This window comes from Micromonospora sp. Llam0 (assembly GCF_003751085.1).
Classification (GTDB): Bacteria; Actinomycetota; Actinomycetes; order Mycobacteriales; family Micromonosporaceae; genus Micromonospora_E.
Map to the genome: position 1 here is coordinate 1543052 of NZ_RJJY01000001.1, position 16017 is coordinate 1559068.

A 16017-nucleotide genomic window follows, 5' to 3' on the forward strand; every position below is an offset into this window, starting at 1 on the left:
GCCAGGGATCGTGAGCGGCTACCAGACGGGCAGCAGGTCGGGGCCGCCGCCCTTGGCGGAGCGGACCAGCGGGGTGGTGAAGTCCGGCACGTACAGGAAACAGCGGACCCGCAGATCGCCTTCCCACACCGAAGGGTTCCCCGTCCGGAACCAGAACGTGGCCACCCGGTAGGGCAGGTCCTCGTCGACCGGCAGGTCCGCGTAATCGGCAGCCAACCGCAGGCAGCGCTCCTGGATCACCTCGTCCCCGGGCCAGCTGCCGGGCAGGGTGCCGCCGTCGAACGCGCCGACGAACTCGCCGTGGTGCGGCCGGGCGCAGTCGACCGGCTCCAGCGCTTCGAGGTGGTCGTCGCCCCACCGCACGTCGTGGCAGCCCAGCCGCAGCGGACCACCGTCGGCCAGCGTGCCGCGCAGACTCCCGGTCCGGGGCAGCACCGTGCCCCGGAACACACCGCTGATCTCGGTCAGGTCGCAGCGGAACCAGCGGGCCCCGGCGCTCCACGCCGCCTGCGGCGGCACCAGCACGGTCATGTCGAGCAGGCCGTGCTGCCAGATGTCGCCGAGGAACTCGGCGGCCCGGGCCTCGCACTCGACGCGGGCCGCCTCGCGGGCCGGGACGTTGCCGACCGGCGCGGTCGTCCGCTGGGCGTCGGCACCGGTGAAGGCGCCGACGTGAACCGTCTCGACCAGGTGCAACTCGTCGCAGTCGACCGGACGGTAGTACCTGCCGCTGCCCGAGGCAGCCTCGTCGCGGTGACAGGTGCCGGCCTGCGGGACGAAGGTGGTCGGCTCGTCGAACCCGGCCCAACCATCGGTGAGGGTGCCGTCGGTCCCCTGCGGCGGTGTCGCACAGCCGCCCGTCACGGCCAGCGACGCGGCGGCCAGCAGCGCGACCATCCTGGTCCGTAACGGTCGGCGGGTCGCTGGTAGCTGCCGGGTCATTGATAGCCGCCGCTTCACTGGTACTGGATGGGCAGGGCGCTGGAGCCGCCGTCGCGCACCGAGCCGGTCAACAGCGGGTCGGCGCGCCAGGCGAAGCAGCGGATCGTCCTGTCGCCCTCCGCCCAGTCCAGGACGTCGGAGAAGGTGTAGATGGTGCCCACCCGGTACTGCAGGTCGCCGTTGTTCGGCACCTTCGCGTAGTCGGCCACCACCTTGCGGCACCGGGTGTGGACCCGATCGTCGTTCAACTCCACCTCGTCGTACCCCAGTTTGTCTTCCACGTACGTGCCGGCGAACTCGGCCTGGTGCGGGGTGTCGCAGTCCAGCGGTTCGGTCAGCGGCTCGTCGTCGACACCGACCGCCGCCGAGTCGTAGCAGGTCATGCGCAGTGGATGACCGGGTACGTCGAGCGCGCCCTCGATGGTGCCGTACCAGTTGATGAGCGGTCCGCCGGGGCTGTCGACGACGCCGACGTCGCACCCGAACCAGCGGGCCCCGCCGGTCCAGGCGGCGTCGGACGGCGTCACGACCGTCATCCGCAGCCGGGCGGTCTGCCAGGGACCGCCGAGGAACTCGTTCACCCGTCGGTCGCATTCGGCCCGGGCGGCCCGCCGGGCCGGGATCAGGCCGTCGGCCGCGCCGTCCTCGTCGAACGGCACCGCCGGGTCGTCGCCGAGCGTTCCGACGTGCACAGTCTCCACCAGGTGGACCTGAACGCAGCCGACCGGGCGGTAGCTCTCCCAGTCGATGACGCGTCGCTCACCGTCGTGGCAGCTGCCGGCCTCGGGCGTGAAGTGGACTGGTTCGTCGAACGCGGCCCAGCCGTCGACCAGATCCCCGTCCACGCCCGGTGACAGCGGCACACAGCCGGCCGTCGTGGTCAGCGCCGCGGCGGTCAGCAGCGCCGCCAACCTCGCTCGGACACCCCACCGTCGCGCCATGATCCCGCTGCCTCCCCGTTGTCCACTCAAGCCGACGAGGGTACGACACCGGGCGGGTCGCCGACCGGCCGGGCCCGCGACAGCTGTCTACTGAGGTTCCGACCGACGGTGATGCTGTTCAGCGGTCCCGGTGGGCGGCCAGGTCGGCGAACTGGGCGAGCGCCGCACCCGCGTCGGCTTCGGGTCGGGCCGCCGCCAGCCGGTCGAGCGCCGCCGCCCGGTGCCGGTCCGCCTCCCGCTCCGCCCAGTCCCGGCCGCCGGCCTGCTCGACGAGCAGCGCGGCCCGGGTCACCTGCCCGTCGGTGAACGCGCCCGGTATCGCGTAGAGCGAGGCCAGCTCGGCACCGGCCGGTGTGCCGCTGCCCATCGCGAACACCACCGGCAGTGACTTCTTGCGCTGCCGCAGGTCGGCACCGACCGGTTTGCGGGTCACCGCCGGGTCGCCCCAGATGCCGAGCAGATCGTCGACCAGCTGGAACGCCATCCCCAGGTGGTGGCCGTACCGTTTCAGCCCGTCGACCCGGTCCGGGTCGGCGCCGCCGCTGATCGCGCCGACCGCGCAGGCGGCGCCGATCAGCGACGCCGTCTTGCCGGCCGCCATCGCCAGGCAGGCGTCCAACCCCACGGCGGTACGCGACTCGAACGCCACGTCGGCGCTCTGCCCGGCCACCAGATCCAGCAGCACCTGACACAGCTCGGCGGCGGCCGGCGCTTGTCCGCGTACCGTGTCGAAGGCCAGCGCGAGCAGCGCGTCACCGGCCAGGATGGCCTGCGCGTCGCCGAACGCGGCCCCGGCGGTGGGCCGGCCCCGCCGGGTCCGGTCGCCGTCCATCACGTCGTCGTGCAGCAGGGTGAAGTTGTGCACCAGCTCCACCGCGACCGCCGCCGGCACCGCCCGGTCCGCCGGTGCGCCGACCGCCTCTGCGCCGGCCAGCGCGAGACCACCACGTAGCCCCTTGCCCCAGCCGGCGTCGGCCGGGCTGCCGTCGGCGGCGTACCAGCCGAAGTGGTAGCCGGCGACGGTGTGGATCGGGTCGGCGAGCCGGTCGACGGTGCGGCGCAGCTGCGGCCCGATCAGCGCCCGCGCCGCCGCCAGCCGCGCCCAGGCGTCGCGTTGTGCGGTGGTCGCGGCGGTCAACCCTGGCTCCCGAGCAACGTGGCCTCCAGATACTCCTGCGGTGCCGGTTCGGTGGTCGTCCGGGCCGGCTGGTAGCGCTTGGTCCGGCTGGACCAGTCGACGTTGCCGCGCATCCAGCTGCGCATCCCGGCCAGGTAGGGCTCCAGCACCGCCGCCCGGCCGGGGAAGGTCCCCCGCAGCTGCGCCTGCGCGGTCAGGTACAGGTCGGTCTCGGCGTCGATCGCCCGGCACACCCGGTCCACCGCCGCGTCGCGGTCCAGCCCGTGGTGATGGCCGACGATGTACGCCAGGTTGTGCACCTCGCCGAGGGCGCGTTCCTTGTCCAGTGAGTAGATGTCGTTGGTCCAGCAGACCACGTTGCAGGCGGCGTCGAGCGCGGTACGGAACGGCGCGCTGTCGTACACCTCGTCGGGCATGTCGATCCGTTCGACGACGTCGATGAAGTCCATGCAGACGTAGATCGCCCCGGTGTGCCGGCGCTTCTCGATGTAGGTGGCCTCGTCCGGCACGGTGCCGGACAGCCGGTTGCCGGCCTCCCAGGTGGCGGCGGTGGTCAGACACTGCTCCAGGTGCCGTACGAACAGTCGCCGCCAGCGCGCAGTGGCGTCCGGCGCGGTACGCCGCCACAGGTCGGCCAGCGACGACACCGCCCGGGGCAGGTCCCGGCGCCGCGCGTCGGCGGCGCCGAAGTCGTCGGCGGACAGTACCCGCCGCATCGCGGCCATCACCTCGGCGAGGTGCTGCGGGCTGCGTCCGTCGGCGCCGTCGTCCAACTGGTCGTCGACCAGGAACAGCCAGGCGAACCAGTCGGCCATCAGCTCGGCGTGCGCCGCGTCGGCGGTCGGGTAGACCATCGACGCGAACCAGCCGAAGTCGGCGTGGTCGAATCGGGCGCGGGCCTGCTCACGCAGCACCAGTCCGGTATCGCGTACCCAACTGGTCAGGTGCGCGCGGGCCTGTTCGACGTGCGGGTTGAGCTGGTAGGGGAAGCGGTCGAGGGTCCGCTGGACCGGGTCGAGGGTCAGGTGGCTGGCCGTGTCGTCCGTGAAGGTCACCGGTACTCCAGGTTGAGGTGGACCCCGCCCTTGGGGTGCAGGGTGATCAGCGCCTCCGGTCGCACCTCGGGTGCGCCCGGTGGCAGTACGAGCCGGTGCCGGCGGGCCACCGAGGCCAGCACCAGGACCAGCTCGGACAGCGCGAAGTGTTTGCCGATGCAGACCCGGTGGCCGCTGCCGAACGGCACGTACACGTGCTTCGGGCGCCGCGCCACCTGCTCCGGGGTGAACCGCTCCGGGTCGAAGCGTTCCGGGTCGTCCCAGAAGTCGGGGTGCCGGTGCAGCAGGTAGCTGTTGATCAGCATGTTGGTGCCGGCCGGCACCCGGTAGCCGCCGATCACGTCGGCTGAGCTGGCCCGGCGCATGAACTGGTACGCCGGCGAGTAGATGCGCAGCGTCTCGTCGGCGACCATCCGGGTGTACGGCAGCCGGGGCAGGTCCTCGAAGGTCGGCGTCCGGCCGGCGAGCACCGAGTCGACCTCGGCATGCAGCTTCGCCTCCACCTCGGGGTGCCGGGCGAGCAGGTAGAACGCCCAGGACAGGGTGTTCGTGGTGGTCTCGTAGGCGCCGATGCAGATGTTGAGCACCTCGTGGTGCAGCTGTTCCAGGTCCATCCGCTGGCCGTCGGTCTCGTCGACGGTGTGCAGCAGCAGGGTGAGCAGGTCGGTCTCCTCGCCGGTGGGCACCTCCTCGTGCAGCCGGCGGTTGATGAACGTCGACACGAAGGTGTCCATGTCGGCGATCGCGGACCGCAGCCGGCGGTGCCGGGGGGTCGGCACGCTCAGTGGCGGGAACGGGAACCGGAAGAACGCGCCGAGGATCGCGTTGGCCTCGCCGAATGCCCGTTCGAAGGCCTGCGCGATGTCGCCGACCTGCGCGCTGAACAGCGACCGGTTGACGATTCGCAGGGCGAGTTGGCCGATCTCGTCGGTGACGTCGAGGGTGCCGCCCCGGCCGTAATTCCGCTCCCACCGGACGAGCATTTGTTCGGCTTCGTCGGTCATGTTTCGGGTGAAAGAGCTGACCGTACGGGGTGTGAAGTGCGGCGCCATCATCCGCCGTTGCCGTCGCCACAGATCCATGTCCGGGTTGGCGATGAGCCCTTTGCGCAGCACCGGCCGGACGACCTTGAACAGGACGGCGTTCTTGTCGTACTTCTCGCCCTCGTCGACCAGCACATGCCGGATGTAGTCGGGATGGTTGACCAGCACCATTGGGATACCCAGGGGCCGGAACCGGAAAATGTCGCCGTAGCGGTCGACGCCCCGGCCGAGGAAGGCGAGCTGGTCGCGTTTGAAGGCCAGGGTGCCGCCGACGCCGCTGCCCGGCGTGACGGTGGGTATCTCCCGGGTGCCGCCCGGGGCTCGGCTGCGTACCTGCGGGGACATGCTCTTCTCACTTTCCACGGGTCGACGCGGTGGACAGGCCAGCGGCGGTGCGGTGCTGGGGCGGCGGTGATGCGGGGCGGCGGTGGTGCAGGGGTGGCGCGGGGGGCAGGTCAGCGGCGCTGCAGTCGGAGCCGTATGCCGCCCGCCGGGTGCAGCGTGACCAGCGGTGCGAAGCCGACCGGCGGTGCGCCCTCGGGCAGGCTGACCGCGAACGTCTGGGCGAGCATCACGGTGATCAGGTGCAGTTCGGTACGGGCGAAGTGCTTGCCGATGCAGTGCCGCGGGCCGCTGCCGAACGGCTGGTAGGCGTGCCGGGGCCGGGCGGCGACCGCCGCCGGGGTGAACCGGTCGGGGTCGAAGCGGTCCGGGTCGGGCCAGAATTCCGGGTGCCGGTGCAGCAGGAACAGGTTCATCAGCACCTCGGTGCCCTGCGGGATGCGGTAGCCGCCGACCACGTCGTCGGTCACCGCCCGCCGCATCGTCTGCCAGGCGGGGGTGAACAGCCGCAGCGTCTCGTCGATGACCATCCGGGTGTACGGCAGCCGGGGCAGGTCGTCGAAGGTCGGCACCCGTCCGTCGAGGACGCTGTCGACCTCGTCGTGCACCCGTTGCTGCACCTGCGGGTGGCGGGCCAACTGGTAGTACACCCAGGAGATCGAGTTGCTGGTGGTCTCGTACCCGGCGATGATCATCGCCAGGATCTCGTTGGAGAGCTGCTCCGGGGTGAGCCCGGTGCCGGTGACCGGGTCGACCGCGTGCCGCAGCAGGCTGAACAGGTCCCGGTGGTCGCTGTCGCGCTCGTGCTGGCGGGTGTCGATCAGGTAGCGGACGAAGCCGTCCAGGTCCCGGGTCAGTGCCCGGATCCGGTTGCGGGACGGGGTGCGCCAGCTCAGCGGCGGGAAGGGGAACCGGAGGAAACTGCCGAGCCGGCGGTTGACCTCCAGGAAGTCGCGTTCGAACCGGTGGCTGCGCTCGTCGGGCTCGACGCCGAACAGTGACCGCAGGACGATCTTCAGAGCCAGGTCGGTGAGCGGTCCGACGACGTCGACCGGCGCACCGGAGGCGGCCTCCGGCGCCCATCGGTGAATCATGTCCGCGGTCAGGCCGGTCATGTTCGGGGCGAACCGGGCCACGCTGGCGTTGTTGAACGTCGGCTGCATCAGCCGGCGGTTGCGCTGCCAGGTATCGTCGCCGCGGTTGCCGATCAGCCCTTCCCGCAGGATCGCCCGGACCGTACGCCAGAGGAAGTTTTCCTTGTCGTAGTTGGCGTGCTTGTCGACCAGGACATGGTGGATGTGCTCCGGGTTGGTGAGAAATACCATCGGCATACCACCGAGACGTATCCTGAAGATGTCGCCGTGGTTACGGACCGCCTCCTGTAGAAAAGCAAGCTGGTCCCGGCGCATTGCCCGCATCCCGACGAGATTCTCCCGCAGACTGAGCCGTGGAACGGGCCTCGATCTGCTGCGGGCAGCCGGATCTGCGTCGACGCGACGCGGTTCGGTCATGGCGGCCACCTTACCGAAGGTGCCGGCGTAGCTACAATCGGAAATTTTGCATTGCCGGTGGTGGATCTTGGAGCTATTCGAGCCGTCTCCAGCCCCGTTGCGTGATGTCGGTAAAAGGCAGGCAATAACGCATTCGTGCGGATTGTTGGGCCGGCGTACCCGCCGGCGTCGCCTGGTTGCGGACCCGGTGCCGGCCGCCCCGCCGACCGCCCGGTCGGCCGTCCATCGGCAGGTCCGCCGTCGGATCCGGCCGTCGGACCACCCGTCGGGCGGGCGATCGTCGTGGCGGGTGTGGAACGCTTGCTCACGTTCGTAGACTGGCGCGGTGACCGCACCAGCGCCGCTCATCGCGCCCAGCATCCTGGCCGCCGACTTCTCCCGCCTGGCCGACGAGGCCCGTGCGGTCGAGGGGGCGGCGGACTGGCTGCACGTCGACGTGATGGACAACCACTTCGTGCCGAACCTGACCATCGGGTTGCCGGTGGTGCAGAGCCTGCTGCCGGCCACCTCGTTGCCGTTCGACGTGCACCTGATGATCACCGAACCGCGCCGCTGGGCACCGGGCTACGCCGACGCCGGCGCGTACAACGTCACCTTTCACGCCGAGGCCTGCGACGACCCGGTGGCGCTGGCCAAGGAGCTGCGGTCGGCCGGGGCCAAGGCCGGCCTGGCGGTTGACCGGGACACCCCGGTGGAGGACTACCTGGAGTTGCTACCCAGCTTCGACACGCTGCTGATCATGACGATCAAGGCCGGGTTCGGCGGCCAGCGGTTCATCCCCGAGATGCTGGACAAGGTCCGCGCCGCCCGCCGGCACGCCGCCAGCGGCCACCTGGAGCTGCGGATCGAGGTCGACGGCGGGATCGCCGCGGACACCATCGAGCAGGCCGCTGCGGCCGGCGCGGACGCGTTCGTCGCCGGCACCGCCGTGTACGGCGCAGAGGACCCCGCCGAGGCGGTTCGCAGACTCCGGCAGATCGCCGAGCGGACCGCGCCACGGTGGTGAGCCCGGAAGGGGCCGAGTCCCGGCCGGACCTGATCCTGGTCGTCGACGACGACGTCGACATCGCCCGGTTCGTCGAGGTCAACCTGCGGTTGCACGGCTTCGACGTTATGCTCGCCCACGACGGCCAGGAGGCTCTGGAGATCATCGAACGGCACCGGCCCGACCTGGCCGTGGTCGACCTGATGATGCCCCGCATCGGCGGGCTGGACCTGACCCGGCGGCTGCGGGCCGACCCGATGACCGCGGCGCTGCCGATCATCATGCTGACCGCCAAGGGGATGACCGTCGACAAGGTCGTCGGGCTGACCGCCGGCGCCGACGACTACCTGGTCAAGCCCTTCGACACCTCGGAGCTGATCGCCCGGGTCAGCTCTACCCTGCGGCGCAACCGCGAGTACCGCGAGGTGTCCCCGTTGACCGGGCTGCCGGGCAACACCCGGGTCAGCCGGGAGATCACCGACCGGGTCCGCAGCGGTGCCGACTACGCCGTCGGCTACGTCGACATCGACCGGTTCAAGAGCGTCAACGACGTGTACGGCTTCGCCCGCGGCGACGAGTTCATCTCCGCGCTGGCCCGGTGCATGCACCGGGCGGTGGTGTCGATCGGGCTGCCGCCGGCGTTCCTCGGCCACATCGGCGGCGACGACTTCGTGGTGGTCTGCGCGCCCGAACAGGTGCGGCCGATCATCGAGCAGGCGATCCTCGACTTCGAGAAGGCCGCCGACGAGCTGTACGACCCGACCGACGCCCGGCGCGGCTACGTGGAGGTCAAGGACCGGCGCGGCAAACTGCAGAAGGCGGCCCTGGTCACCCTCTCGGTCGGGGTGGCGGTGTCGGCGGGCAGCCGCCGGTTCAGCGACCCCCGCGAGATCATCACGGTGGCCAACGAGATGAAGTCGGTCGCCAAGAGCCAACCCGGCTCGTACATCGCGGTCGACCGCCGGCTGTCCACCAACTGACCTGCCCGAACGGGCCGACGACTGACCTGCTGTCGGGTATCCGACAGTTGTGAGGTCGGTCGCGTCCCTGGCGATGATCCCGGTGTGCCGTGTAACACTCGGAGAAGCACCCACCACGCGCTGGCGGGACTCGGTGAAATTCCGAACCGGCGGTGATCCACGGCGCAAGCCGTGGCCAGCCCGCGACCCGGTCGTCGGAGACGACGCCCGGTGGATCCGGTGAGACTCCGGAGCCGACGGTTGGGCCAGACCGTGCCGACCTGGCACGGACCGGCCCAGACAGTCCGGATGGGAGACAGCGCGCGGAACGGACGCTCAGGTGTGGCGTGCCGACCGGCATCGCCGTACCCGTGCAGCGCCCCGGGGCCGGTCCGTCGTGGCCGCGCGTCGAGGCGTTCCGCCGCCGCCATGCTGTCGCCGGCCACCCCCACCGGGCCCGGCACCTCCCGCCCGCCGCGCACCCCGGCAGGCGAGGAGAAGAGAACGGCCATGGCGATCCTCTCCGAAGACGAGGCGATGCGACGCGCCATCGACCTCGCGGTCCGTGGCCTCGGCTCGGTCAGCCCCAACCCCATCGTCGGCTGCGTCCTGCTCGACCCGGCCGGCCACGTCGTCGGCGAAGGCTTCCACGCCTACGCCGGCGGGCCGCACGCCGAGATCGCTGCGCTCGCCCAGGCCGGCGACCGGGCCCGCGGCGGCACCGCCGTCGTCACCCTCGAACCGTGCAACCACGTCGGGCGTACCGGACCCTGCTCCACCGCACTGGTCGACGCCGGCCTCGCCCGCGTCGTGCTGGCCGTGCCCGACCCCAACCCGATCGCCGCCGGTGGCACCGAGACGCTGCGCGCCGCCGGCATCGACGTCGTGGTCGGGCTGCGCGCCGACGAGGCCGAGAACGCCAACATCGCCTGGCTGACCGCCGTCCGCCGGCGCCGCCCCTACATCATCTGGAAGTACGCCGCCACGCTCGACGGCCGCTCCGCCGCCGCCGACGGCACCAGCATGTGGATCACCTCGGAGGCGGCCCGCGCCGACGTCCACACGCTGCGCGGCACCGCCGACGCGATCATCGCCGGCGTCGGCACCGTGCTCGCCGACGACCCCCGGCTCACCGTCCGGACCCCGAGCACCGGCGGACCCGCCGTCCGGCGGCCGCTGCGGGTGATCGTGGACAGCTCCGGGCGTACCCCGGCCGACGCCCGGGTCCGCGACGCCGCCGCCGGCACCTGGATCGTCACCACCGCAGACGTCGGCGCCGACCACCGCGGCCGGGTCGACCTCACCGCCCTGCTGACCGCCCTCTACGACCGGGGCATCCGCTCCGCGCTGCTCGAAGGCGGCTCGGTGCTCGCCGGGGCGTTCCTACGTGCCGGCCTGGTCGACCGGGTGGTCGGCTACCTCGCCCCGAGACTGCTCGGCGCCGGCCCCGCCGCGCTCGCCGACGCCGGAGTGCACACCATCGCCGACGCCATCGACCTGACCATCGTCGACGTCACCCAGGTCGGCCCCGACCTGCGGATCACCGCCGAACCCCGGCAGAAAGAGGGCTGAGTCGATGTTCACCGGAATCATCGAGGAGCTGGGCGAGGCCGGCCCACTCGACTGGCACGGCGACAGCGGCGTGCTCACCGTGCACGGCCCACTGGTCGCCGCCGACGCCCGGCACGGCGACTCGATCGCGGTCAACGGCGTCTGCCTCACCGTCGTCTCCGTCGACGGGCAACGGTTCGCCGTCGACGTCATGAAGGAGACCTTCGACCGCAGCTCACTGGGGACGCTGCGGCCCGGCGACCCGGTCAACCTGGAACGCGCCGCCACCCTCGCCACCCGACTCGGCGGGCACCTGGTGCAGGGCCACGTCGACGGGGTCGCCACCGTCGTCGGGCGCACCCCCGGCGACCGCTGGGAACAGGTCCGGTTCAGCCTGCCCGCCGGCCTTCACCGGTATGTCGTGGAGAAAGGTTCGATCGCGGTCGACGGCGTCTCGTTGACCGTCACGGAGGTGTCCGACGGCGCGGCCGGCGGGTCCGGCGCGGCCGGCTGGTTCGGCGTCGGACTGATCCCCACCACACTGCAACTCACCACCCTCGGCCGCAAGCCGGTCGGGGCCCTGGTCAACCTGGAGGTCGACGTGATCGCGAAGTACGTGGCGAAGCAACTGGACGGGGCACGGTCCGTCGGCGGGGTCCGCCCGTGACCGCCGCCGGGTTCGGCACCGTCGAACAGGCCCTCGACGACCTGGCCGCCGGCCGGGCCGTGGTGGTCGTCGACGACGCCGACCGGGAAAACGAAGGCGACCTGATCTTCGCCGCCGAACACGCCACCGCCGAACTCGTCGCCTTCATGGTGCGGTACACCTCCGGCTACATCTGCGCGCCGCTGCCCGAAGCCGAATGCGACCGGCTCGACCTGCCACCGATGTACCACACCAACCAGGACCGGCGGGGCACCGCGTACACCGTCACCGTCGACGCCAGGGAAGGCGTCAGCACCGGCATCTCCGCCGCCGACCGGGCACACACCCTGCGGCTGCTCGCCGACCCCGCCGCCGGCCCGGCCGACCTGTCCCGGCCCGGCCACATCGTGCCGCTGCGCGCCCGCGCCGGCGGCGTCCTGCAACGGCCCGGACACACCGAGGCCGCCGTCGACCTGGCCCGCCTCGCCGGGCTGCACCCCGCCGGGGTGCTCTGCGAACTGGTCAACGACGACGGCACCATGATGCGCCTGCCCGACCTGGAGAAGTTCTCCGCCGACCACGGGCTCACCCTGATCACCATCGCCGACCTGATCGCCCACCGGCGGCGGACCGAAACCCACGTCGAGCGGGTCGCGCAGGCCCGGCTGCCGATGCCGTACGGGGTGTTCCGCGCCGTCGGCTACCGGGTCGCCCACGACCCGGCCGAACACATCGCCCTGGTCCACGGTGACCTCGACGATGGTCGTGACGTGCTGGTCCGGGTGCACTCCGAGTGCCTCACCGGGGACGTGTTCGGCTCGCTGCGCTGCGACTGCGGCCCGCAGCTGGACGCCGCCCTGGCCCGGGTCGCGGCCGAAGGCCGCGGCGTGGTGCTCTACCTGCGCGGCCACGAGGGCCGAGGCATCGGCCTGGCCCACAAGCTGCGCGCCTACCAGCTGCAGGACCAGGGTCGGGACACCGTCGACGCCAACCTGGAGCTCGGCCTGCCCGCCGACGCCCGCGACTACGGCACCGGCGCGCAGATCCTGCACGACCTCGGGGTCCGGTCGATCCGGCTGCTCACCAACAACCCGGACAAGGTGTCCGGGCTGACCGGGTACGGCCTGAACGTCGTCGGTCGGGAACCGTTGACCGTCCACCCGCATCCGGAGAACGTGCGCTACCTGCGCACCAAACGGGACCGGATGGGCCACCTGCTCGACGACCTCGACCAGCCGGCCGGCGCGGCACCGGCCGGCCTCGACGGCGCGGCCGATCTTAACGGCGCGGCCGATCTCGACCCGGTCGGCGAACTGTCCGGAGGGCGGGCCTGATGGCCGGATTCGGCGAACCCGGAGTCTCCACCGTCGACGCCGCCGGGCTCGCCGTCGGCGTCGTCGCCGCCCGCTGGCACACCGACCTGGTCGACGCGATGCTCACCCGGGCACTCGCCGCCGCCGACGCCTGCGGCGTCGCCGACGTGCAGGTGGTCCGGGTCGCCGGCTCCGTAGAACTGCCCGTCGTCGCCCAGGCCCTGGCCCGGCGCTGCGACGCGGTGGTCGCCCTCGGAGTGGTGGTACGCGGCGCCACCGCCCACTTCGACTACGTGTGCCGATCGGTCACCGACGGCCTGACCCGGGTGTCACTCGACGAGTCCACCCCGGTCGGGCACGGCGTGCTCACCGTCGAGACCATCGACCAGGCCCGCGATCGGGCCGGGCTGCCCGGCTCGGCCGAGGACAAGGGCTGGTCGTCGATGGTCGCCGTACTCGACGCCGCCCTGGCCCTGCGGGCCGTCCACGCCGTACCGGTGGGCTGAACCTGACCTGTCGAACCGCGCTACCCCGACCCGTCACGTTCCCGCCGCTCGCGCGGTAAACCAGATGCGCTGGTGACACGTCGTAGTGGCGTGACACCCGAACTGGTCACCGACCTGGGCTCGGGGAGGACGATGCCACGACAGCGGGCACAGACGTCGACGTGGGCGGCGGACGAGGCGGTCACCCGCCTGTTCGCCGCGCACTACCGCCCGCTGGTGCGCCTCGCCACCCTGCTGCTACGGGAACCGGGCATGGCGGAGGAGATCGTGCAGGACGCCTACGTGGCCCTGCACAGCCGCTGGTGGCGGCTCCGCGACGCCGACAAGGCACTCGGCTACCTGCGGGTCACCGTGGTCAACCGGTGCCGGTCGGCGATCCGGCACCGACGCGTCGTGCAGGCCCACCTGGCCGCCGCCCGGCCCGACCCCGACGCACCCAGCGCCGAAGCCGGCGCCCTCGACCAGCTCCGCCACGCCGACGTGATCACCGCGCTGCGCGCCCTACCGCCCCGCCAGCGGGAGGCGATCGTGCTGCGCTACTACGCCGACCTGTCCGAGGCGCAGATCGCCGACGCGATGGGGGTCAGCCGGGGCGCGGTGAAGAGCCACACCGCACGCGGCATCGCCGCGCTGCGTACCAGCCTGGACGGCCTGTGATGGACACCGACCACGACAATCTGCCCGGCGACGCCCGCACCGCCGACCTGCTGCGGCGGGCGCTGCACACCGAAGCCGACCGGACCGACGTACGGCCCGACGGGCTGACCGCGATCCGCGGGAAGATCGACGCCCGCCGACGGCGCCGGATGCCGGTGGTGCTGCTCGGCGCCGCCGCCGCGACCGTCGCCGCCAGCCTGGTCGGGGTGGTCGGCTGCCTGCCGCCGGCCCCGCAGCCCGGCCCGCCGTCCGGGGCGGCCAGCGCCGGCCCGGTCCCGCCCAGCGGGGCACCGACCGCCGGGCCGACGGACCGGCCGACCGACCGCGACGGCCCGGTCGCCGGCCCGGCGACCGGTGGTCCGCCGACCGCCGGCGCCGCCGGTCAGCAGGCCGGCACCCCGGTGGCGACCCTGCCGGTCTACTACGCCGGTGCGGCCGACGGCGGCGGGCTGCGGCTCTACCGCGAGTTCCACCGTTTCCAGCTGACCGACACCGGCGTCGTCGCCGAACTGCGGGCAGCGCTCGGCGAGATGCTCACCGCCGCCCGGCTCGCCGACCCCGACTACCGCACCCTGTGGCCGGCCGGGGCCACCGTGGCCACCGTGTGGACCCAGTACGACATCGTCGGGGTCAACATCACCGGAGCCGGGGTCGCCAACCTCGACGCCGCCGGGGCCGCCGCAGCGGTGCAGCAGCTCGCCTGGACCATCGCCGGCGTCACCGGCGGCGACCCCAGGATCCGGCTGCTGCTCGACGGCGAGCCGGTGGACCGGTTGTGGGGCCAGGTCGACACCGGCGACGAGATCACCAAGGGGGCCGCGCTGGACACCCTGGCCATGCTCTGGCTGATCGACCCGCAGCACGGCGACACCGTCGGGTCGACCTTCACCGTGCACCTCGCCGGCAGCGTCCACGAGGCCACCGCCCAGCTGCGGGTCCGCCAAGGCGGACAGGTCGTGCACCGGCAGTACGTCACGCTCGACGCGGGCGCGCCCGGCCGGGGTGAGGCATTCGTCGAGCTGAGCCTGCCGCCCGGTGACTACACCATCGAGGCGTACGAGGAGTCGATGGTCGCCGACGAAGGGCCCCGGCACCTCGTCGACGCGGCGATCACCGTACGGTGACCGGCGCGTCGGCGCACGGACGGCGACCCGCGCCGACCGCCGTACGATGATCAGCAGGTGGACCGGTGCGGACCCGGTGCCGACCCGCCCGGTGCCGGGCTGCCACAATCGGGCACCGTGAAGACGTTCGAGGAGCTGTTCGCCGAGCTGCAGGCCAAGGCGGCGGCCGGGACCCCGGGCTCGTCGACGGTGGCCGCGCTGGAGCGCGGCGTGCACGCCATCGGCAAGAAGGTCGTCGAGGAGGCGGCCGAGGCGTGGATGGCCGCCGAGCACGAGACCCCCGACCGGGCCGCCGAGGAGATCTCCCAGCTGCTCTACCAGGCGCAGGTGCTGATGCTGGCCACCGGACTGGAACTCAAGGACGTCTACCGACATCTCTGACCCGCCCTTGCGACCGTGACCCTCACCATCGTGTGACCCTCACACCCTCGACAGGAGCGAGACCGAGATGCTGCGCATCGCCGTGCCGAACAAGGGCACCCTCTCCGGACCGGCCGCCGACATGCTGCGCGAGGCCGGCTACCGCCAGCGCACCGACCCCAAGGACCTGGTCTGCCGCGACGAGGCCAACGACGTCGAGTTCTTCTACCTGCGGCCCCGCGACATCGCCACCTACGTCGGCAGCGGTGAGCTGGAGCTCGGCATCACCGGCCGGGACCTGCTGATCGACTCCGGCAGCCCGGCCGAGGAGCTGCTCGACCTCGACTTCGCTCCGGCGAAGTTCCGGTTCGCCGCCCGCCCGGAGACCCTGACCCGGGTGCCGGAGCAGATCGCCGGGCGACGCATCGCCACCGCGTACCCCGGGGTGGTCGAGAGCTACCTCGCCGAGCACGGGCTGAAGGCCGAGGTCGTCCGGCTCGACGGCGCGGTCGAGAACGCCATCCGGCTCGGTGTCGCCGACGTCATCGCCGACGTGGTGGAGACCGGTGCCACGCTGCGCCAGGCCGGCCTGGTCACCGTCGGCGAGCCGATCCTGCGCTCCTCGGCGGTGCTGGTGCACCCGGCCGGCACCGCCACCACCGGCCAGGCCGACCAGCTGATCCGCCGGCTGCAGGGCGTCCTGGTCGCCCACCGGTACGTGATGCTCGCCTACGACGTGCGCGCCGACCTGCTGGAGCAGGCGACCGCGCTGACCCCGGGCATCGAGTCGCCGACCATCTCGCCGCTGCACCGCGAGGGCTGGGTCGCGGTGCAGGCGATGGTCCGCCGCGCCGAGGTGCACCGGATCATGGACGAGCTGTACGAGGTCGGCGCCCGCGCCATTCTGGTCACCTCGATCCACGCCTGCCGCCTCTGACCGCGAT

Annotated in this window: 16 protein-coding genes; 10 read left to right on the forward strand and 6 right to left on the reverse strand. The window is 72.3% G+C overall.

Annotated elements, in window-relative coordinates; genetic code table 11:
• Window positions 1-18: 18 nt before the first annotated feature.
• From EDC02_RS07015 to EDC02_RS07040, 6 genes are all read right to left on the reverse strand, one after another.
• The gene (locus tag EDC02_RS07015) at window positions 19-942 is read right to left on the reverse strand and encodes a septum formation family protein (protein WP_123601255.1); all 924 of its coding nucleotides are present in this window, start codon (window positions 940-942) and stop codon (window positions 19-21) included.
• Between the two features lie 14 nt (window positions 943-956).
• Window positions 957-1883: a septum formation family protein gene (locus EDC02_RS07020; protein WP_123601256.1), complete on the reverse strand. Its 927-nt coding sequence runs from the start codon at window positions 1881-1883 to the stop codon at window positions 957-959.
• A gap of 118 nt (window positions 1884-2001) precedes the next feature.
• Entirely contained in the window at window positions 2002-3021 is a 1020-nt protein-coding gene (locus tag EDC02_RS07025) for a polyprenyl synthetase family protein (RefSeq protein WP_123601257.1), read from the reverse strand.
• Window positions 3018-4076 (reverse strand): hypothetical protein, encoded by a 1059-nt coding sequence (locus tag EDC02_RS07030; protein WP_233605780.1) that lies wholly within the window; start codon window positions 4074-4076, stop codon window positions 3018-3020. The genes EDC02_RS07025 and EDC02_RS07030 overlap by 4 nt, the downstream gene beginning before the upstream one ends.
• Complete coding sequence (locus EDC02_RS07035) at window positions 4073-5464, reverse strand: cytochrome P450 (protein WP_123601258.1); 1392 nt, start codon at window positions 5462-5464, stop codon at window positions 4073-4075. Before EDC02_RS07035 ends, EDC02_RS07030 begins: the two co-directional genes overlap by 4 nt.
• 110 nt (window positions 5465-5574) lie before the next feature.
• On the reverse strand, window positions 5575-6972 hold the full coding sequence (locus tag EDC02_RS07040) for a cytochrome P450 (RefSeq protein ID WP_158632083.1): 1398 nt from the start codon (window positions 6970-6972) through the stop codon (window positions 5575-5577).
• A 325-nt stretch (window positions 6973-7297) separates the two neighbouring features.
• On the opposite strand from EDC02_RS07040, the gene rpe reads away from it, so the two are divergent.
• The 10 genes from rpe (at window position 7298) to hisG (ending at window position 16010) form a co-directional block, all read left to right on the forward strand.
• Window positions 7298-7978 carry a ribulose-phosphate 3-epimerase gene (gene rpe, locus EDC02_RS07045; protein ID WP_123604574.1) on the forward strand — a complete coding sequence of 227 codons (681 nt, stop codon included), beginning with the start codon at window positions 7298-7300 and terminating at the stop codon, window positions 7976-7978.
• Complete coding sequence (locus EDC02_RS07050) at window positions 7972-8937, forward strand: response regulator (protein ID WP_123601260.1); 966 nt, start codon at window positions 7972-7974, stop codon at window positions 8935-8937. The genes rpe and EDC02_RS07050 overlap by 7 nt, the downstream gene beginning before the upstream one ends.
• 489 nt (window positions 8938-9426) lie before the next feature.
• Window positions 9427-10488, forward strand: a complete 1062-nt coding sequence (gene ribD / locus EDC02_RS07055) for a bifunctional diaminohydroxyphosphoribosylaminopyrimidine deaminase/5-amino-6-(5-phosphoribosylamino)uracil reductase RibD (protein ID WP_123601261.1) — start codon at window positions 9427-9429, stop codon at window positions 10486-10488.
• Window positions 10489-10492: 4 nt separating this feature from the next.
• A complete protein-coding gene (locus tag EDC02_RS07060) occupies window positions 10493-11134 on the forward strand; it encodes a riboflavin synthase (RefSeq protein WP_123601262.1) in 642 nt (213 codons plus the stop codon).
• Window positions 11131-12447, forward strand: a complete 1317-nt coding sequence (locus tag EDC02_RS07065; RefSeq protein ID WP_123601263.1) for a bifunctional 3,4-dihydroxy-2-butanone-4-phosphate synthase/GTP cyclohydrolase II — start codon at window positions 11131-11133, stop codon at window positions 12445-12447. The genes EDC02_RS07060 and EDC02_RS07065 overlap by 4 nt, the downstream gene beginning before the upstream one ends.
• The gene (gene ribH, locus EDC02_RS07070; RefSeq protein WP_123601264.1) at window positions 12447-12932 is read left to right on the forward strand and encodes a 6,7-dimethyl-8-ribityllumazine synthase; all 486 of its coding nucleotides are present in this window, start codon (window positions 12447-12449) and stop codon (window positions 12930-12932) included. Before EDC02_RS07065 ends, ribH begins: the two co-directional genes overlap by 1 nt.
• Window positions 12933-13022: 90 nt before the next feature.
• Window positions 13023-13589 (forward strand): SigE family RNA polymerase sigma factor, encoded by a 567-nt coding sequence (locus EDC02_RS07075; RefSeq protein ID WP_199757527.1) that lies wholly within the window; start codon window positions 13023-13025, stop codon window positions 13587-13589.
• Entirely contained in the window at window positions 13589-14713 is a 1125-nt protein-coding gene (locus tag EDC02_RS07080; protein WP_123601266.1) for a Gmad2 immunoglobulin-like domain-containing protein, read from the forward strand. Before EDC02_RS07075 ends, EDC02_RS07080 begins: the two co-directional genes overlap by 1 nt.
• Window positions 14714-14830: 117 nt before the next feature.
• Complete coding sequence (locus EDC02_RS07085; protein WP_123604575.1) at window positions 14831-15094, forward strand: phosphoribosyl-ATP diphosphatase; 264 nt, start codon at window positions 14831-14833, stop codon at window positions 15092-15094.
• A gap of 67 nt (window positions 15095-15161) precedes the next feature.
• A complete protein-coding gene (gene hisG, locus EDC02_RS07090; protein WP_123601267.1) occupies window positions 15162-16010 on the forward strand; it encodes an ATP phosphoribosyltransferase in 849 nt (282 codons plus the stop codon).
• The last annotated feature ends 7 nt before the right edge of the window (window positions 16011-16017 follow it).